Consider the following 17,114-nt stretch of genomic DNA (forward strand, 5'->3'; position numbering starts at 1 on the left):
TGGGCGTCTTCGCGCCGCCCCGCCCACGTCTTCCCCCAATGAACGCCGTCATCACCGCCGCCCTGCCGGTCTTCGCGCTGATCCTGACCGGCTGGCTGGCGGCCCGCTGGAACCTCCTGGGCAGCGGCGCCACCGACGCGCTCAACCGCTACGTGGTCTATCTGTCGCTGCCGGCGCTGCTGTTCCGCGCCATGACCCAGGTCGATCTGGCCGCCATGACGCACTGGGGCTACGTCGGCGCCTTCGCAGGCGGCATCGCCATCACCTTCGTCGCCGGTTTCGCCGGCCGCCGCCGCGCGGCGCGCGCCCTGACCGACCGCAGCATCGAAGGCCTGGCCGCCGCCTACGCCAACGCGGGGTACATGGGCATTCCGCTGTGCGTGGCCCTGTTCGGCGCCGAAAGCCTGGCGCCGGCGGCCTTCGCCACGCTGCTGACGGCCAGCGTCCTGTTCGGCTGCGCCATCGCCCTGATCGAGCTGGACCGCCAGCAGGCGCCCGGCCTGGGCGCCACCCTGCTCAAGGTCGGCCAGGCGCTGATGCGCAACCCGCTGCTGGCCGCGCCCGTGGCCGGCCTGGCCTGGGCCGCCACCGGCATCGCGCTGCCCGAAGGGCTGGACCGCTACGTGACGCTGCTGGGCGCCTCGGCCAGCCCCTGTGCGCTGGTGGCCATCGGCCTGTTCCTGGCGCGGACCGAGACGGCCAGCCCCGGCCCCGGCGTGCTGCGGCTGGTGCTGGGCAAGCTGTTGCTGCAGCCGGCCGCCACGGCGGCCCTGGCCTTCCTGGTGTTCGACATGCCGCCGCTGTGGGCCTGGACCGCCGTGCTGATGAGCGCGCTGCCCATCGGCACCGGCCCCTTCATGCTGGCGCGCATGTACGGGCGCGACGCCCGCCTGACCTCGCGCGCCATCCTCGTTTCGACCCTGGCCTCGGTGCTCACCATCAGCCTGCTGGTGGCCTGGATCAGCGCCCATCCCATCAACTGACGTCTCAACTGAAAGCCCTGCCATGCTGCTTGCCGCCGCGATCTTCATCCTGACCATCACCCTCGTCATCTGGCAGCCGCGCGGCCTGTCCATCGGTTGGAGCGCGCTGATCGGCGCCGCCCTGGCGCTGGCCACCGGCGTGGTGCAGCCCGGCGACATCCCCGATGTCTGGCGCATCGTCTGGAACGCCACCGCGACCTTCATCGCCATCATCATCACCAGCCTGATCCTGGACGAGGCGGGCTTCTTCGAATGGTCGGCGCTGCACGTGGCGCGCTGGGGCGGCGGTCGCGGCCGGCTGCTGTTCGTGCTGATCGTGCTGCTGGGCGCCGTGGTCTCGGCGCTGTTCGCCAACGATGGCGCGGCGCTGATCCTCACGCCCATCGTCATGGAGATGCTGCTGGCGCTGGGCTTCGGCCCCGGCGCCTCGCTGGCCTTCGTCATGGCCGCCGGCTTCATCGCCGACACCGGCAGCATCGCGCTGATCGTCTCCAACCTGGTCAACATCGTGTCGGCGGACTTCTTCGGCATCGGCTTCGGCGAGTACGCCTCGGTGATGGTGCCGGTGAACCTGATGGCGGTGGCGTCCACGCTGGCGGTGCTGCTGCTGTTCTTCCGCAAGAGCATCCCGCCGCGCTACGACGTGAGCCAGCTGCCCGCCCCCGCCTCGGCCGTGCGCGACCCGGTCACGTTCCGCGCCGGCTGGGTCGTGCTGGCGCTGCTGCTGGCGGGCTTCTTCATCCTGGAACCGTTGGGCATCCCGGTCAGCGCCATCGCGGCCGCCGGCGCGCTGGGCCTGCTGCTGATCGCCGGCCGCCAGCACATCGTCGGCACGCGACGCGTCATGCGCGGCGCGCCCTGGCATATCGTGGTGTTCTCGCTGGGCATGTACCTGGTGGTGTACGGCCTGCGCAACGCCGGCCTGACCGCCTACCTGACCCAGGTGCTGGAACGCTGCGCGGAATACGGCGTGTGGGGCGCGGCGATGGGCACCGGGCTGGCGACGGCCTTCCTGTCATCGGTCATGAACAACCTGCCCACCGTGCTGGTGGGCGCGCTGTCCATCGGCGACACCAGCGCCGTGGGTCCGGTGAAGGACGCCATGATCTACGCCAACGTGATCGGCAGCGACCTGGGGCCCAAGATCACCCCGATCGGCAGCCTGGCCACCCTGCTGTGGCTGCACGTGCTGGCGCGCAAGGGCCTGCGCATCACCTGGGGCTATTACTTCCGCGTCGGCCTGGTGCTGACGCTGCCGGTGCTGCTGCTGACGCTGGCGGCGCTGGCCTGGCGCCTGCAATAGGCGGCCAGCCATCCCGGCGTGGCCGGCGGCGGGCCGGCTCGCGCCGGCGCGCATGACGCGCCGCGATGCTAGCATCGCGCATCCGCCCCCGCCGTCGCCCGCCATCGCCCGCGACAGGACCGCTACAGGAGCCGCCATGCAGGAAACCCTCGTCGACTACCGCGAAACCTACAGCTTCCAGCCCGTGGACAGCTTCAGCGCGAGCCGGCTGTCGGACGCGCCGACGCTGGAGCAGGTGCTGCAGGTCGCCGAGCGCCTGCGCGCCGCCGAGCCGCAATACCGCTACCTGTGCACGCTCGACGATGTGAACCAGAGCTGCTACACCCGCGGCCACGCGTTGGAAGACGAGCGCCTGACCTTCGATTACGACTACGACGACCTGGACCTGGACGATCCCGAGTCCGTGCGCGCCTACGAGTCGCGCCGGCTGGCGCACGTGGTGGCCCAGCTTCAGGATCCGCAGCTGCAACAGGCCTGGGAATCGCTGCCCGGCACGCTCTACGTCAACGCCGACGACATCGCCGCGCTGGCCGCGATGAACCGGGATCCCCAGCGCGTGCTCGACCAGGTCGTCTACGTGCAGCGCGTGCCCGTGCCGGAAGACAATCTGCTGATCGCCGGCATGGTCAACGGCTATTTTTCCGCCGACTGGGACGTGTTCCAGAACCACGCCATCATCCGTCGCCTGGAAGAACGGCACGGCTACCGCTTTTTCGGCATCGGCGCGGCATGGCTGGGCTTCATCCGCCCGCAAGCGCCCGGCGCCGACGAGGCGCGGCGGCTGGTGGCGGACCTGACCGAGCTGTACGACGTCCAGGACGACGAACAGGGCGAGGCCGCGCCGGCCTGGCGCGAACTGGCCCAGGCCGTGCAGGCCAGCAAGGTGCTGCTGCTGGGCTATGCCGAGGATTTCGCGGCGATCCTGGAATAGCGACGCAGATGGGAAAGAGGCGGGACGACCGGCGTCGGCCTGGATCCCCTTGGCGCGCAGCCCGGACCACGCAACGCCGTCGCCAAGCCCATGCGCTCTAATCACTTGTTTATTACTTTTAGTTATTTATCAAACACATATTTGTGGTTTGAGATATTTACGCCAACGCGTAGACTGACGCCCTTTCCACGGGTGCGCTGACGCGCCCGTTTTTCGTGGCCTTTGGCGACAGACCGACGCCGCCTCCGGGTTCACGACGGCCGCCCCAGGCGCGGCCACGTGCCGCTTTCCGCTTTTTCTCCGGGACTCATCCATGAGCGCCAACGCTTCCACCCTGCCCCTGCCCTCGGCCTTGCCGCCCATCCGCGCCAACCGCGCCCCCTTGTGGATCGCGCTGCTGCTGGTGGCCGCCGGCGCCGTCTATCTGAACCAGAGCGTCAGCTGGCGCCAGGGCGCGCTATGGATCGTCGGCGCGTTGCTGGGCGTGGCGCTGTATCACGCATCCTTCGGCTTCACCCAGGCCTGGCGCGTGTTCGTGTCCGACCGCCGTGGCGCCGGCCTGCGCGCGCAGATGTTCATGCTGGGCCTGGGCGTGCTGCTGTTCTTCCCCGTGCTGTCGCAAGGCTCGCTGTTCGGCCAACCGGTGGCCGGCTTCGTCTCGCCGCCGGGCGTGTCGGTGCTGCTGGGCGCCTTCCTGTTCGGCATCGGCATGCAGCTGGGCGGCGGCTGCGCCTCGGGCACGCTGTTCGCGGTCGGCGGCGGCAATACCCGCATGGTGGTCACGCTGCTGTTCTTCATCGTCGGCTCGGTCATCGCCACGGCCAACTTCGGCTGGTGGTCGGCGCTGCCGGCGCTGGCGCCGACCTCGCTGGTCAAGAGCTGGGGCCTGGCGCCCGCGCTGATCGCCAACCTGGCCGTCTTCGCGCTGATCGCCTGGGCCGCCACCGCGCTGGAAAAGCGCCGCCACGGTCATGTGATCTCCTTCGCCTCGCGCACCGCGCGACCGGGTTCGCTGGTGCAAGGCCCCTGGCCGTTGATCTGGGGCGGCGTGGCGCTGGTCGCGCTGAACTTCGCCACCCTGGCGCTGGCCGGCCGCCCCTGGGGCGTGACCTCGGCCTTCGCGCTGTGGGGCGCCAAGACGCTGGACGCGCTGGGCGGCGACGTGGCCGCCTGGACCTACTGGAGCAAGCAGGCCTCGCTGGCCGCGCCGCTGCGCCAGGACGTGACCACGGTCATGGACCTGGGCCTGATGCTGGGCGCGCTGGCCGCGGCCAGCGCCGCCGGCAAGTTCGCGCCGGTCTGGAAAGTGCCGGCGCGCTCGCTGGCCGGCGCCGTCATCGGCGGCCTGCTGCTGGGCTACGGCTCGCGCCTGGCCTTCGGCTGCAACATCGGCGCCTACTTCAGCGGCATCCTGTCGGGCAGCCTGCATGCCTGGCTCTGGCTGCCGGCCGCCTTCCTGGGCAGCGCGCTGGGCGTGCGCCTGCGTCCGCTGTTCGGCCTGGCCGTGGAAAAGACGCCGCCTGCGTCGAGCTGCTGACGCGCCATCCCCTCAAGCCCCCTGTAACAGGGGGCTTTGTCATTGCGACGCCGATTCAAGAACGGCTGCCCGGCGGTCTGCGCGACGCGCGCCCTCCCCCCGAGCAAACCCCAATCGCGGGATACTCTTTCCACGCGGCGGGACAACGTCGCCGCCGCGCTGGTGTATGGTTAGCTCCACCCCGAATCCCGGAGATGGACATGCGCTGGATCGCCGGCCGTTACACGGCCTTTCTGTTGACTTTGCTGGGCACTGCCGCGACGGCCGTCCTTTCCTATACCGCCTCGCCCTGGTGGCTGTGCGCCGCCGTGCCGCTGGCGCTGCTGGCCGCGCTGGGCGTCTACGACCTGATCCAGACGCGCCACGCCATCCGCCGCAACTACCCGGTGCTGGGCAACCTGCGATTCCTGTTCGAGTTCATCCGTCCGGAGATCCGCCAGTATTTCCTGGAAGACGACACGCAGGCCGCGCCTTTCTCGCGCGCGCAGCGTTCCATCGTCTACCAGCGCGCCAAGCGCGAGATCGACAAGCGCCCCTTTGGCACGCAGGAAGACGTCTACGGCGACCGCTATGAGTGGATCAACCATTCCATGTCGCCCTCGCACATCGAGGACACCGATTTCCGCGTCACCGTCGGCGGGCCGGACTGCAAACAGCCGTATTCGATGTCGGCCTTCAACGTGTCCGCCATGAGCTTTGGCGCGCTGTCGGCCAATGCCATCCTGGCGCTGAACGAAGGCGCGCGGCAGGGCGATTTCGCCCACGACACGGGCGAAGGCGGCATCAGCCGCTATCACCGGCAGCCGGGCGGCGGCCTGGTGTGGAACATCGGCTCGGGCTACTTCGGCTGCCGCGACGAGCACGGCGCGTTCTCGGAGGAAGCCTTCGTCAAGAACGCCTGTACGCCGCAGGTGAAGATGATCGAGATCAAGCTGTCGCAAGGCGCCAAGCCGGGCCACGGCGGCATCCTGCCGGCCGGCAAGGTCACGCCCGAGATCGCCGAGGCGCGCGGGGTGGCGCCATGGCAGGACTGCAACTCGCCCGCCACCCATTCGGCCTTCGACACGCCCATCGGCTTGATGAAGTTCGTGGCGCGGTTGCGCGAGCTGTCCGGCGGCAAGCCGGTGGGCTTCAAGTTCTGCGTGGGCCATCCCTGGGAATGGTTCGCCATCGTCAAGGCCATGCTCGAAACCGGCATCACGCCGGACTTCATCGTGGTGGACGGCGCCGAGGGCGGCACGGGCGCGGCCCCGGTCGAGTTCGTCGACCACGTCGGCACGCCGCTGCGCGAAGCGCTGCGCCTGGTCCACAACACGCTGATCGGCGTGAACCTGCGCGACCGCATCAAGCTGGGCGCGTCGGGCAAGATCATCACCGCCTTCGACATGGCGCGCGTGATGGCGATGGGCGCGGACTGGTGCAACTCGGCGCGCGGCTTCATGTTCGCCATCGGCTGCATCCAGGCCCAGGCCTGCCACACCGGCAAGTGCCCCACCGGCGTCACCACGCAGGATCCGCTGCGCCAGCGCGCGCTGGTCGTGCCCGACAAAGCGCAGCGCGTGGCCAACTTCCATCGCAACACGCTGCACGCGCTGGCCGAGCTGCTGGCGGCAGCGGGCCTGACGCATCCGGGCCAGCTGCGCCCGCATCACATTGCGCGGCGCATTTCCTCCAGCGAGATCCGGCTGCTGTCGGCGCTGTTCCCGGAACTGACGCCCGGCGAATTGCTGCGTGGCGAGTTCCGCCACCAGGTCTTCCAGACCGGCTGGGCCATGGCGCAGGCGAACTCGTTCCAGCCCACGCACGACCTCACGACGGCGCTGGCCCGCAAGCACGAATTGCAGGCAGTGCCAAGCTGAATCCGCCCGCCGCCGGTGCCGGCGCCGCCACCGCAAGGCGGCAGGCGCTCCTGCGGCGGCGTACTACGGCGGACGTCCCACTGCGGGCCGCCCGCCGCGGCCGTTCAGCGCCGGCCGCCCGACGCCAGGCAGCATCCCAGCAGCACCCCCACCAGCGCGGCCACGCCCGCCGATTTCCAGGCGTGCTCGTGCACGACCTCATCCGCGTAGACCGAAGCGCGGCGGGCGCGCTGGCGGGCCGCCGTTTCCCACTCTCCCGCCGATTCGCGGGCCTCGGCCAGCTGGCGCTTGAGCCGCTCGCGCGCGGCCTCGATCTCCGAGCCGGTATACGTGGCCGTCGAACGCAGCAGATCTTCCGTGCCGGCCAGCAGTTCCTGGAAGCTGTCGCTCACGCGGGCGCGGTGCAGGGCAATCTCAGCGCGTTGGGACTTTCTGTTCATGGTCGCTCCTTGTTCTGGTTCGTCGGATGCGCGGACCGGCGTCCGGCGGCTGCGCGCCTGACGCCCGGGCTCCGCCGGGGGCCCGCGGCCCTGGTCCACGCCTACATTGTGACCAGCGGCCGCCGATCCCGCCCGAGCGTTGGCAACCAGCCGTAAATCGATATTTCACGGCCCCGTCCCAGGGCGCGCGCACAGCCGATTTGGTAAAAGTCCATTGCATTCAGGGGCTTGGCGCTTGACACCCGGCCCCGTGGGGCCGCGACAATGGGCGTTCCGCGCTGCGCTTCAGCGGCCTCTACCAGGAGCCGGACGCATGCTTACCCCTTCCGCACGATTGGCGGCCGCGCCGCCGCTATCGCCACCGCCGGGCTGGAGCGCCGAGCGGCTGGAACTGCATCACGGGCTGCTGGACCGCCCGGCGCATATCGACCCCAAGTACCTCTACGACGCGCTCGGCTCGTCGCTGTTCGCCGCCATCACGCAACTGCCCGAGTACTACCCGACGCGCTGCGAGGCCGAAATCCATGCCGCGCACGGCGCCGCCATCGCGCGCCACGCCGGCGCCGTGGACACGCTGCTGGACCTGGGCGCGGGCGACTGCGCCAAGGCCGAGCGCCTGTTCCCCGTCCTGCGGCCGCGCCGCTACGTGCCCATCGACATTTCCACGGACTACCTGGAAACCGCCGCGCGCCGCCTGCGCCCGGCCTATCCCGAGCTGCGGGTGACGCCGCTGGGACAGGATTTCTCGCAGGGCCTGTCCCTGCCCGCCGACATTCCGTCCGCACGGCGCCTGTTCTTCTATCCCGGCTCCAGCATCGGCAACCTCAATCCCGATGACGCGCTGGCCATGTTGCGGCATGTGCGCGGGCTCTGTCCGGACGGCGGCCTGCTGATCGGGGTGGACCGCGTCAAGCCGCGCGAGGTGCTCGAGCCCGCCTACGACGATGCGCTGCAACTGACGGCGGCCTTCAACCTGAACCTGTTGCGGCACGTGAACGCGCTGCTGGCCAGCGATTTCCAGGTCGGGGACTGGCGCCATGTCGCCCTGTACAACGCCGAGCGCTCGCGCATCGAAATGCACCTGGAGGCGCGCCGCGCCTTGCGCCTGCGCTGGCCGGGCGGCGAACGCGCCTTTCAGGCCGGCGAGCGCATCCACACGGAAAACTCGTACAAATTCACGCCCGACGCCTTCCAGGAGCTGCTGGAACGCGCCGGCTATCGCGACGTGCGCCATTGGTCGGACTCGCGCGGCTGGTTTTCCGTCTTCCTCGCCCGCGCCTGAGGCCGGCTGGCCTCGGCCCCATCAACGCCCCCAGGAGGATATGCATGGACTCTGCCTGCCTGCTGACCCGCCCCGGAAGCAGCGGTCCGGCCGGCTTGCCCGGCCGCTACGACGCTGTGCGCGCGGCCACGGCGGCCCTGGCCGCCCCGCTCAGCCCCGAAGACTGCCAGGCGCAATCCATGCCGGACTGCAGCCCCGTCAAATGGCATCTGGCGCACACCACCTGGTTCTTCGAGACCTTCCTGCTGAGCCGCCATTCGCCGGGCTATCGCGCCTTCCATCCCAGCTACCGCATGCTGTTCAACTCCTACTACAACGCCATCGGCGCGCGCCATCCGAGGCCGCAGCGCGGCCTGCTCACGCGCCCGGACCTGGCCGAGATACTGCGCTACCGCGAGCATGTGGACGAAGCCATGCACGCGCTGATCGCCCGCCAGGCCGGCGACGCGGCTTTCGACGCCCTGCTGGAACTGGGGCTCAACCACGAGCAGCAGCACCAGGAACTGATCCTCACCGACATCAAGCACCTGCTGCACGCCAACCCGCTCAGGCCGGCCTACGCGGCCAACGGCGCCCCCGCCCTGCCGCCCGCCACGCCGGCCGGCTGGACCGAGTACGCGGGTGGCGTGACCCGCATCGGCCACGACGGCAACGGCTTCGCCTTCGACAATGAAGGCCCGGCCCATGACACGCTGCTGGGCCGCTTCCACCTGGCCAACCGGCTCGTGACGCAGCACGAATACCTGGCCTTCATGCGCGACGGCGGCTATTCGCGGCCGGAACTGTGGCTGTCGCAGGGATGGGACCGCGTCTGCGCGGAGGGCTGGCGCGCACCGCTCTACTGGGAAGGGAAGCGCGACGACTGGCAAGTCTTCACGTTGCACGGCATGCAGGAACTGGAGCTGCAGGCGCCCGTCACGCATGTGAGCTACTTCGAGGCCGACGCCTACGCCCGCTGGGCGCGGGTCCGGCTGCCACGCGAATCCGAATGGGAGTCGGCCGCGCGCCGCCAACCGGACGGCAACCCCGGCGGGCACGCCAACATGCTGGAAAGCGGCCACCTGGATACGCGGCCCGCGCCCGCCCGGCCAGGCTGGTCGGGTCCGGCCCAGCTCTACGGCGACGCCTGGGAGTGGACCAGCAGCGCCTACGAAGCCTATCCCGGCTTCCGGCCGGACAGCGGCGCGGTGGGAGAATACAACGGCAAATTCATGTGCAATCAGTACGTGCTGCGCGGTGGCTCCTGCGTGACGCCGCGCAGCCACATCCGGGCCAGTTACCGCAATTTCTTCCCGCCCGAGGCGCGCTGGCAGTTTTCCGGGATACGGCTGGCGCGGGACGCCTGAGGCCGGCCTGGATTCGACACGTACCGCCCCCTGCGGACCTGAGGCCTTGGGGCCTGGGGAGGGAATCAGGTTGGCATCCATGCCGATTTCTTTCCGGGCTATTGCATGGACAAATTTTTTCGTGCTAGAATTTCGTTCTTCGTTGCTGACGCAGCAACCCGGCGTGAAAACGCTAGGGGGCGCGACAAAGCAAACGAGATGGCGCATTAGCTCAGCCGGTTAGAGCGACGGAATCATAATCCGCAGGTCCCCTGTTCGAATCAGGGATGCGCCACCAAGGAATACCAAGGCCCGCAAGCAATTGCGGGCCTTTTGCTTTTGGCTCGCCGATGCCGCTGTGACCGCAGCCGGTGCGGTGCTTGCCGCCCGCCCCGGCCACGCCGTGGGGTAAGCACAAGCGAAAACGGCGAAGGAATGCCAGGGTCGTCGAAGTGCGCGGGAAGACTGCTACTCCCCCGGAAGGAGGGCCGCGCCGGGCTGCTGGACCATCGCCAAGAACCGTGGCCAGGCCCGTTTTACCAGACCCGTGACCAGACCCACGGCGCCAGCGCCCCCAAGACCGCCAGCGCGCCGCTTTCCGAAGCAGCGGTAGAGGGATCGTTCATCACTGCGACGCGAGCCAGGCGGGGTTCAAGCGCGCGCCGCCGGCGGCGCCGCGTCCGACAGATATGCCATCACCGCGGACTTGCCCGCCGAGGACGCCTCGTCCTGGCTGCCATAACGCCGTTCCGAATAATTCGTGCTGTGCACGTTGCCGCTATCGGGATCGAGCAGCGTGATGATCCATGCGAACTCGCCAGGCATCAGCTGTCTGACCTGCAGGGTCGCGCGCGTGCCTGGGCGGAGTTTGTGTGACATGTCGCGAAACGGGTCGACAAGAAGGGAGGATCATCGTAACGCAAAGTCCCGCGCCTGCGGCCGCTCGAACCGATTGCGCAGCGCGGCGAAATCAAGAAACCCGCGTAAATCCTGGCAGCCAGCGGATCCACAAGCCGGGATCGCAGATTCAAGCACGCGTTTTTGCTGCAAGCTGCGCGGCCAGGACGCCACAGATCCCGCGTCCCGTCAGTACAACCCCTAAGGCCCTGCCCGCGAAAGCAGGCGCACAATCAAGTCAAACAACAAGACCGCCCAGCGGCATGCCGTAGCCCTTCAATCAGGCGAAGACGGAGACAACATGACTTACATCGCAGTGGCAATGAGCTGTTTGATGGTTGTGGGTATCGTCACGTTGATGGTTCAGACGGTGCAAAGCGCGGGGCCCGAGCCCTGGCTCAAGATTTCGGCGACGATCGTCAGCGCGCTGTTCGCGTCGCTGCTGGTCATTCCGATCGGCTACGCCGTCGCCCAGACGCTGGTCCGCTAGTGTGCTGTCCCCTTGCGGCTAGCCTGCCCGCGCAGGCCGGCCGCGCGTCGCCGCCCAGCACAGCAGCGACCCCGCCGTGACCATCAGCACGCCTTGCCAGAAGGCCATGGTCAAGCGCGTGGACAGCCAGAGCGCGGCAAACAGCGTGGACAGCACCGGCGTGAAATACGAAGCCGTGGCCAGCAGCGTCAGGTTGCCTCTGAGCACCCCGATGTTCCACAAGGCATAGCCCGCCGCCATGGCGCTGCCCGCGACCAGCAGCTCCAGCATCGCCGGCCAGGCGAAACGCAGCGTCGCTTCGCCCGCCAACAGGTATTTGACCCACAAGGCCGCCGCCGTCAACATGAAGAACAGGGCCACGCCGTTCTTGCCGTCGGCATATCGCTTGGTCACGTTGCAGTAGACGGCCCAGATGATCGCGCCGCAAAAAGCCAGGCCATAGCTCACTGGGTTGCTGGCAACGTTGGCGATGCTGCGCTCCCACGACAGGCCGGCCGAGCCGCCCACCACCCAGGCGATCCCGCACAGCGACAGCGCGATGCCCGGGACCACCCAGGCGCTGGCGCGCTGACCGTTGATCAGCATGGCGAAAACCACCGTCAAACAGGGCCACAGATAGTTGACGATGCCCAGCTCGATGGCCTGCGCGCGATCGGCGGCGAAGCCCAGCGACAGCGACAGGCAGATTTCATAGGACACGAACAGCGCGCTGCCGACGATGAGATAACGGCGCGGGAATGCGCCCAGGCGCGGGAACCCCAGCATTGCAAGAAGCAGGACCGACCCGACGGTATAGATCAGCGCCGCTCCCCCGATTGGGCCGAAGTTCTCGCTGACACCTCGGATCAAGCCGACGACGGTGCCCCACAGCGCCACCGCCGCAAGGCCGGACAAGGTGGCGGCATTGCGGCTGCTGCCAATTCCAATGACTGATTTCAACTGCGACTTCCTGCTGCGCGCCGCTCATGACGGCCAGCCCCCCGAACAACCGGGACGCCAAAGCCGGGCAGTTTAACCAATTGACCGCGCCAGCCAGGCGCCCGCCCGACCGCTCACACGTCGGATGCGACCCGGCGCTTGCCCAGCCCCTTGGCCTGGTACAAGGCCACATCGGCGCGCTCGAGCAGCTGCAGCATGGTCGTGCCCGATTGCGGGTAGACGGCGATGCCCACACTGGCCGACACCGCGACCTTGACGTTGGCATAGGGCAGCGACAGGCTTTCCACCAGCGCCTCGGCCACGGCCTGGGCGCTTTCCCGGTTGCCCGCCAGCAACAGAATGGCGAACTCATCGCCGCCCAGCCGCGCCGCCACGTCAGAGACGCGAATGGCGTTGGCCATCCGATCGGCGGCCTCTTTCAGCACGGTATCGCCGGCGGCGTGCCCGTGCATGTCGTTCACGGCCTTGAAACCGTCCAGGTCGATCGCCAGGATCGCGAACGAAGCGCCGCTGCGTTGCGCCACGGCCAATTCACGCAGCACCAGTTCGCCGAACAGCACGCGGTTGCACAAGCCGGTCAGTGGGTCGTAGTGCGCCAGATGCTGAGCATGGGCCAACATCCGCGAGGCCTGCTGCAAGGCTGTCCCCACTTCCACCGCTTCCTTCACATGGGTGCGCGGCACCTCCACCGGCCGCCCTTCCCCGAGCGCCAGCGCCGGCCCGACCAGTCCCTGCACGGCCGACGTCAGGCGGCTGGCGAGTTTCAAGGCCAGCCACAAGCCCAGCCCGAAGGCCGCCAGCGTGCCGAGCGCGATCCAGGCGATCGAACGATAGAGATCCGTGGTCACCAGGGTCATGGGCGCGCCGGCCGCGACGGTCCATCCCGACAAGGCGGAACGGCTGAAGGCCGTGTAGACCGGCGTGCCTTCCTTGGTCAGGGTCTCCAGCGAACCCTCGCTCTCGTCCTGGACGGCGCGCGCCAAAGCCGGCACTGCCTTCTGCCCCACGAACTTGGCCGTATCGCGCGTGCGCGCGACGATCGTGCCGGAACTGTCCAGCACCGCGGCCACCCAGCCTTCGGGCAAGGAGCGGCGGCCCAGCACCGCACCGATGCGCTCCGGCGACAGGCCTACGTTCAGGCTGTAGATCACGTCCTCGCCGCGCAGCACGGGCACGCCCAGCGCGATCCTGGGACTGCCGCTGACCGCGCCGGTGAACAGGCCGCTCAGCACCGGCGCGCGTGACTGGAACACACGGTCCAGATCGCGCGGCACCCGACTCATCGGCAGCGCCGTGCCGTAGGGAACCAGGGTATTGAGGACCTGCCGGCCCGCCCTGTCAGTCAGCACGTAACTGTCGGCGATCTGGAAGCGCACCGCATCGCGGGCGCGCTGATGGAACGCGGGCAGGTCGCCCGCCACCAGATCGGGCGAAGACGCCAGCATCTGCATGCCAGCCTCGACCGCCGTCAACTCGCGATCAAGAATCGCGGTGAGATTGCGGGCCAGGAATATCGTGTCGCGGAATATGCGGTCTTTCTGGATGACGTAGCTCTCGTACACCGCCAACGAGGCCACCACGAGCGCCGGGAAAATACAGGCGAACACCAGCAGCAGCAGACCGGTGCGCATGGAGTACCGGCGTGGCGGGCGCGCCCGCGCGCTGACCAAGCTTTCGCCGTCGGTCATGATCGTCAGGAACCCATGGCACTCGAAACGCGCGGCGCCCTGCGCCACGCGCGCTGTCCGAACCGCATTTCCCGCCCCATAGCGCCTCCCGATGCCTCGTTCCGGCCAATAAATGACCGAACGAGAAAGTCAGAAATTATTGCAAAACCCCGCAATCACACAATGAGCGCCAGCAACTGTCCCTGCCGTGCCGCGTCCGCCGCAGCGGATTGACCGCCTCGCCGGGCGGTATCGGCGGCTACCCTGTCCATGACGGAACAGCATAGGATGAAACACCGCGTCCCCAATTTAATTCAAAACGCAGAGGCGCGCGACCGTTTCATTATGTTCCAGAATCTGCCTTCTTACACCGGGCGGCGTGGCATCGACCTCGGCTGCGGCTCCAAAATAGACCGGCCGGGCATGGTCGCAATATTCAACGCCGGTCTTCGGGACCACCGCGCACCCAGCCAGACTTGAGCCGAGCAGCCACGGCATCGTCATCGCTGCGAGCCACGTTCTCACGCACATGTTCCACCTCCTTGCGGGCCTGTCCGGCCCTGGCCTGGAGGCGGGCCTCGGTGTCGGCGCGCTCCTGTTCGCGCCCCCGGGCCCGCCCCCTCCAATACACCCCGGCGACGGCGGCCAGGCCCGCCAGCAAGGCCGCCATCCAGCCGAGGCTACGCTTCACCCATGACTCAAGCATGTTCCAACTCCCCGGTCGCTTGCGCCGCCTGGGCATGCAGCGCGTCCCAGGTCTGGCGATGGGGTTTGCCCGGCCGCCAGGTGCGCAAGTACAACGCCCAGGCAGCATCGGCATCGCCCGTGCGCGGCAGGCGCGCCGGATCGGTCCAAAGCAGCAGCCGCGCAAACGCGGCCGCCAGCACATCGTCCAGTTCCAGGCGCGAGTACACGGACGGCGCCGTCGGCGGCACCCCGCGAACCTGGCATACCTGGCGCGCCAGCGCCGCGCTGGCCGGATGCGCCAGCACGCCGCGCACGCCGCCGCCTTGTTCAAACTGCCAGAAGCCGCGCGCCGGACCACCGATCTGCCGCCGATGCACGAAACGGCTTTCCTGCAGGCCGATCGCCAGCAGCATGCAGCGCGCCTGCGGCGTGTCCATGGCGGCCGGTAGCAGGGCCAGCGCGGGCCGGATCGCGTCCCGCATCACTTGTTCAAGCGTCATGATTTCCTCCTTTCTCCGTACCCTGCCCCAAGCCCAGCGCCTTGCGCCGGATCTCGACCGCCCAATCGACCAGGTCCTGGTTCTGCAGCTTGGCCGTCAGGCGCAGATAGGCGCCCAGCACCCACCAGGCCGGCAGCCCTGCCAGCAACATGCACGGCCCCAGCACGTAGAACATGGCCAGCAGCCCGTCCTCGCCCAGGCCCGTGCGCTGGGCCAGCCAATAGGCGGACGAAACAATGTCGGGCATCCAGGCGATCATCCCGATCGCCAGCAAAGGCCCGAACAAGAACGAACTCACCACCGTACAGGCGGTGCGCGCCACGAACTCGCGCGAGCTGCGCGGCGGCATCAGCAACATGCCAATCAGCGCCGCCATGGCCGCCGGCATGCCGAACGCCAGCGCAATCTTCAACGCGGCAAACCCGCCCAACCCCGTCGATCCCGGTTCCATATCCTTGCTACTCCTCTGACCACCCCGCATCCCTGTCTCCCGCCCATGACCGGGCGCAGGGAGGCGCCGGCCATGGAAGCAAAAAAGCGCGATCCGGGCGAAACTCTCGCCCGCTCGCGTCGCGCGCCCGCCAATGGGGCGCCTACACTCCTGATCCCACTCTGATTTCCGAACCTGCAATGAAGCCCTGGACCCGCCGACAGCCCCGCCGCAAACCCGCGCCCACCCTGGCCGATGCGCTCGATCGCTACCTGGCAGAGGTCTCAGCCACGAAGAAGGGGCACGTATCAGAGCAGTCCATAGCCCGCATCTGGCGAGCGACCCGGCTGGCGATCCGGCCGGTGGACCGGATCCGCAGCTCGGACTTGACCGAGTTGCGCGACGAATGGCTGAAGGACCGCGCGCCGGCCACCGTCGTGCGGCGCATGGCCTTCCTGTCCCACGTCTACACGGTGATCCGCAAGGATTGGGGCTTCGACCAGCTGGCGAACCCGGTTCAATTGGTGCGCAGGCCGGCGATCGACGATGCCCGCGACCGCCGGCTGTTCGACCGCATCACGCTGCGCGGCCTGTCCGAAGAGCAATGCCCGCGCCAGGAACTGGACTGGATCATCCAGGCCACCCGCTCCAGCGAGCTGCCCACCATCCTGACGGTGGCCCGGGAAACCGGCATGCGCCGCTCGGAAGTGGTCGGCATCCAGCGCGAGCACCTGGACCTGATGCATGGCGTGGTCCACCTGCCCCACACCAAGAACGGCCGCGCGCGCGACGTGCCGCTGACCCCGCTAGCGCGCGAGGCGCTACGCCGCTGGGTCACCGGCAAGCCGATGCGCGGGCGCATCTTCGCGATGCGTCCGGGCTCCGTCACGCGCGCCTTCATCCGCGCGCGACGCCGCGCCCGCCTGCGCTACGAAGCCCTGTGCCGTCACCACGGACGGCGTCCCAACACGGCCTACTTCCGCGATCTGCGCTTTCATGACCTGCGGCACGAAGGCACCTCACAGCTGGCCACGGTGTTCCAGATCCACGAGCTGGCCAAGGTCAACGGCAACGTCGACACCCGCATGCTGCTGCGCTACTACCATCCACATGGACGCGAGTTGGCACAGAAGCTGGCGCGTAGCCAGCTGGGCCGGCGCCAGCTCGAAGAGATGAGGCGCGAGCGCGAAGCAGAGCTAGAGGCTCTGCCGCTGGCCGCGTAGCGCCTACACCTCGGCCGTCGCGTCCCCGACCGAGCGCGGCGGCTCGACGGCGGTCAGCCAGGCAGGCAGCTTGCCCCAGCCCGGGTAGCTGACTTTTCCGGCCACGCCATCATGCTCAGCGCCGAGCGAGTACGGGGCACCAGTCTCCACCACCCAGAGCGGCGTGGTGCGGTAATCCTCGACCATCACCCACGCGCCACCGACTCGTCGCGGCCACTTTCCCGCTTTTGGGGCCGCAGGCGCGTCCTCGTATGCGCCAAACGGGACGTTGAACCTTCCCGGCGTCATCGCCAGCTCATTTGCGATGGATTCGTAGAGATACAGGCCATCGGAGTCGGTTTGATAGACCTTCTTCTGCATATCATTTTTTCCTTTCAATGGAGTTTGCACTGCAAATGCGCGGGTACTCGGGAGTCGCCAAGGAATGCAGATTCAATCGCATTGGCACACGATGAACTCTTCTACGATGAGCGTGCAAAGCGGCTCCTCAGGTTCTGCGCTTACTCCCATAGGCAGTGGGGCGGGAACCAACTCGACGGGCGGCACGGAAACCAGACCTCTGAACGTCGCCTATCATTCGCGCATTCACACCTGACGTCCCTCTCACTGCAAATGCGAGAG

At 68.3% G+C, this 17,114-nt stretch carries 18 protein-coding genes and 1 tRNA gene; 11 read left to right on the top strand and 8 right to left on the bottom strand.

Going from position 1 to position 17,114, the window contains the following annotated elements:
• Window positions 1-38: 38 nt before the first annotated feature.
• The 5 genes from ACEU5R_RS16265 to ACEU5R_RS16285 all read left to right on the top strand — a co-directional run bounded on the left by ACEU5R_RS16265 (window position 39) and on the right by ACEU5R_RS16285 (window position 6,613).
• Window positions 39-983: an AEC family transporter gene (locus ACEU5R_RS16265; protein ID WP_392410837.1), complete on the top strand. Its 945-nt coding sequence runs from the start codon at window positions 39-41 to the stop codon at window positions 981-983.
• Between the two features lie 22 nt (window positions 984-1,005).
• A complete protein-coding gene (locus tag ACEU5R_RS16270; RefSeq protein WP_103273549.1) occupies window positions 1,006-2,286 on the top strand; it encodes an arsenic transporter in 1,281 nt (426 codons plus the stop codon).
• A 136-nt stretch (window positions 2,287-2,422) separates the two neighbouring features.
• Entirely contained in the window at window positions 2,423-3,217 is a 795-nt protein-coding gene (locus ACEU5R_RS16275; RefSeq protein ID WP_392410838.1) for a hypothetical protein, read from the top strand.
• Window positions 3,218-3,530: 313 nt separating this feature from the next.
• Window positions 3,531-4,754 (top strand): YeeE/YedE family protein, encoded by a 1,224-nt coding sequence (locus tag ACEU5R_RS16280; protein WP_392410839.1) that lies wholly within the window; start codon window positions 3,531-3,533, stop codon window positions 4,752-4,754.
• Window positions 4,755-4,954: 200 nt separating this feature from the next.
• Window positions 4,955-6,613, top strand: coding sequence for an FMN-binding glutamate synthase family protein (locus ACEU5R_RS16285; protein ID WP_392410840.1), 1,659 nt, complete (start codon window positions 4,955-4,957; stop codon window positions 6,611-6,613).
• Window positions 6,614-6,717: 104 nt separating this feature from the next.
• Here ACEU5R_RS16285 and ACEU5R_RS16290 read toward each other — a convergent pair whose 3' ends face one another.
• On the bottom strand, window positions 6,718-7,053 hold the full coding sequence (locus ACEU5R_RS16290) for a YqjD family protein (protein WP_392410841.1): 336 nt from the start codon (window positions 7,051-7,053) through the stop codon (window positions 6,718-6,720).
• Between the two features lie 313 nt (window positions 7,054-7,366).
• Between ACEU5R_RS16290 and egtD the strand changes: the two genes are divergently transcribed.
• From egtD to ACEU5R_RS16305, 3 genes are all read left to right on the top strand, one after another.
• Window positions 7,367-8,335: an L-histidine N(alpha)-methyltransferase gene (egtD, locus tag ACEU5R_RS16295; RefSeq protein WP_392410842.1), complete on the top strand. Its 969-nt coding sequence runs from the start codon at window positions 7,367-7,369 to the stop codon at window positions 8,333-8,335.
• A gap of 44 nt (window positions 8,336-8,379) precedes the next feature.
• Complete coding sequence (gene egtB / locus ACEU5R_RS16300) at window positions 8,380-9,681, top strand: ergothioneine biosynthesis protein EgtB (RefSeq protein WP_392410843.1); 1,302 nt, start codon at window positions 8,380-8,382, stop codon at window positions 9,679-9,681.
• Window positions 9,682-9,881: 200 nt separating this feature from the next.
• Window positions 9,882-9,958 (top strand) — tRNA-Met (locus ACEU5R_RS16305).
• 353 nt (window positions 9,959-10,311) lie between these two features.
• On the opposite strand, the gene ACEU5R_RS16310 is transcribed toward ACEU5R_RS16305, so the two are convergent.
• Window positions 10,312-10,539 (bottom strand): hypothetical protein, encoded by a 228-nt coding sequence (locus tag ACEU5R_RS16310; RefSeq protein WP_392410844.1) that lies wholly within the window; start codon window positions 10,537-10,539, stop codon window positions 10,312-10,314.
• 319 nt (window positions 10,540-10,858) lie between these two features.
• On the opposite strand from ACEU5R_RS16310, the gene ACEU5R_RS16315 reads away from it, so the two are divergent.
• A complete protein-coding gene (locus ACEU5R_RS16315; protein WP_103273540.1) occupies window positions 10,859-11,047 on the top strand; it encodes a hypothetical protein in 189 nt (62 codons plus the stop codon).
• A gap of 18 nt (window positions 11,048-11,065) precedes the next feature.
• Here ACEU5R_RS16315 and yddG read toward each other — a convergent pair whose 3' ends face one another.
• The 5 genes from yddG to ACEU5R_RS16340 form a co-directional block, all read right to left on the bottom strand.
• A complete protein-coding gene (gene yddG, locus ACEU5R_RS16320) occupies window positions 11,066-11,986 on the bottom strand; it encodes an aromatic amino acid DMT transporter YddG (RefSeq protein ID WP_233772392.1) in 921 nt (306 codons plus the stop codon).
• A gap of 113 nt (window positions 11,987-12,099) precedes the next feature.
• Window positions 12,100-13,674 carry a diguanylate cyclase gene (locus ACEU5R_RS16325; RefSeq protein WP_392410850.1) on the bottom strand — a complete coding sequence of 525 codons (1,575 nt, stop codon included), beginning with the start codon at window positions 13,672-13,674 and terminating at the stop codon, window positions 12,100-12,102.
• Window positions 13,675-14,089: 415 nt separating this feature from the next.
• Entirely contained in the window at window positions 14,090-14,359 is a 270-nt protein-coding gene (locus ACEU5R_RS16330) for a hypothetical protein (protein WP_392410845.1), read from the bottom strand.
• Window positions 14,352-14,840, bottom strand: a complete 489-nt coding sequence (locus ACEU5R_RS16335; RefSeq protein WP_392410846.1) for a hypothetical protein — start codon at window positions 14,838-14,840, stop codon at window positions 14,352-14,354. Before ACEU5R_RS16335 ends, ACEU5R_RS16330 begins: the two co-directional genes overlap by 8 nt.
• Window positions 14,830-15,087: a hypothetical protein gene (locus tag ACEU5R_RS16340; protein ID WP_233772391.1), complete on the bottom strand. Its 258-nt coding sequence runs from the start codon at window positions 15,085-15,087 to the stop codon at window positions 14,830-14,832. Before ACEU5R_RS16340 ends, ACEU5R_RS16335 begins: the two co-directional genes overlap by 11 nt.
• Between ACEU5R_RS16340 and ACEU5R_RS16345 the strand changes: the two genes are divergently transcribed.
• A complete protein-coding gene (locus ACEU5R_RS16345) occupies window positions 15,077-15,310 on the top strand; it encodes a hypothetical protein (protein ID WP_233772390.1) in 234 nt (77 codons plus the stop codon). The genes ACEU5R_RS16340 and ACEU5R_RS16345 overlap by 11 nt on opposite strands.
• 160 nt (window positions 15,311-15,470) lie before the next feature.
• Window positions 15,471-16,493 carry a tyrosine-type recombinase/integrase gene (locus ACEU5R_RS16350; RefSeq protein ID WP_392410847.1) on the top strand — a complete coding sequence of 341 codons (1,023 nt, stop codon included), beginning with the start codon at window positions 15,471-15,473 and terminating at the stop codon, window positions 16,491-16,493.
• Window positions 16,494-16,496: 3 nt separating this feature from the next.
• Here the strand turns inward: ACEU5R_RS16350 and ACEU5R_RS16355 are convergent, their stop codons facing one another.
• Window positions 16,497-16,853, bottom strand: a complete 357-nt coding sequence (locus ACEU5R_RS16355; protein ID WP_392410848.1) for a phage tail protein — start codon at window positions 16,851-16,853, stop codon at window positions 16,497-16,499.
• Between the last annotated feature and the right edge of the window lie 261 nt (window positions 16,854-17,114).

The organism is Achromobacter sp. 413638, assembly GCF_043119405.1.
Taxonomy (GTDB): domain Bacteria; phylum Pseudomonadota; class Gammaproteobacteria; order Burkholderiales; family Burkholderiaceae_B; genus Achromobacter.

Excerpts from the sequence above, each read along its gene's own strand:
- ACEU5R_RS16265 (WP_392410837.1), top strand. The coding sequence starts at position 39 with ATGAACGCCGTCATCACCGCCGCCCTGCCGGTCTTCGCGCTGATCCTG.
- ACEU5R_RS16270 (WP_103273549.1), top strand. The coding sequence starts at position 1,006 with ATGCTGCTTGCCGCCGCGATCTTCATCCTGACCATCACCCTCGTCATC.
- ACEU5R_RS16275 (WP_392410838.1), top strand. The coding sequence starts at position 2,423 with ATGCAGGAAACCCTCGTCGACTACCGCGAAACCTACAGCTTCCAGCCC.
- ACEU5R_RS16280 (WP_392410839.1), top strand. The coding sequence starts at position 3,531 with ATGAGCGCCAACGCTTCCACCCTGCCCCTGCCCTCGGCCTTGCCGCCC.
- ACEU5R_RS16285 (WP_392410840.1), top strand. The coding sequence starts at position 4,955 with ATGCGCTGGATCGCCGGCCGTTACACGGCCTTTCTGTTGACTTTGCTG.
- ACEU5R_RS16290 (WP_392410841.1), bottom strand. The coding sequence starts at position 7,053 with ATGAACAGAAAGTCCCAACGCGCTGAGATTGCCCTGCACCGCGCCCGC.
- egtD (WP_392410842.1), top strand. The coding sequence starts at position 7,367 with ATGCTTACCCCTTCCGCACGATTGGCGGCCGCGCCGCCGCTATCGCCA.
- egtB (WP_392410843.1), top strand. The coding sequence starts at position 8,380 with ATGGACTCTGCCTGCCTGCTGACCCGCCCCGGAAGCAGCGGTCCGGCC.
- ACEU5R_RS16310 (WP_392410844.1), bottom strand. The coding sequence starts at position 10,539 with ATGTCACACAAACTCCGCCCAGGCACGCGCGCGACCCTGCAGGTCAGA.
- ACEU5R_RS16315 (WP_103273540.1), top strand. The coding sequence starts at position 10,859 with ATGACTTACATCGCAGTGGCAATGAGCTGTTTGATGGTTGTGGGTATC.
- ACEU5R_RS16325 (WP_392410850.1), bottom strand. The coding sequence starts at position 13,674 with ATGACCGACGGCGAAAGCTTGGTCAGCGCGCGGGCGCGCCCGCCACGC.
- ACEU5R_RS16330 (WP_392410845.1), bottom strand. The coding sequence starts at position 14,359 with ATGCTTGAGTCATGGGTGAAGCGTAGCCTCGGCTGGATGGCGGCCTTG.
- ACEU5R_RS16335 (WP_392410846.1), bottom strand. The coding sequence starts at position 14,840 with ATGACGCTTGAACAAGTGATGCGGGACGCGATCCGGCCCGCGCTGGCC.
- ACEU5R_RS16345 (WP_233772390.1), top strand. The coding sequence starts at position 15,077 with ATGTCGGGCATCCAGGCGATCATCCCGATCGCCAGCAAAGGCCCGAAC.
- ACEU5R_RS16340 (WP_233772391.1), bottom strand. The coding sequence starts at position 15,087 with ATGCCCGACATTGTTTCGTCCGCCTATTGGCTGGCCCAGCGCACGGGC.
- ACEU5R_RS16350 (WP_392410847.1), top strand. The coding sequence starts at position 15,471 with ATGAAGCCCTGGACCCGCCGACAGCCCCGCCGCAAACCCGCGCCCACC.
- ACEU5R_RS16355 (WP_392410848.1), bottom strand. The coding sequence starts at position 16,853 with ATGCAGAAGAAGGTCTATCAAACCGACTCCGATGGCCTGTATCTCTAC.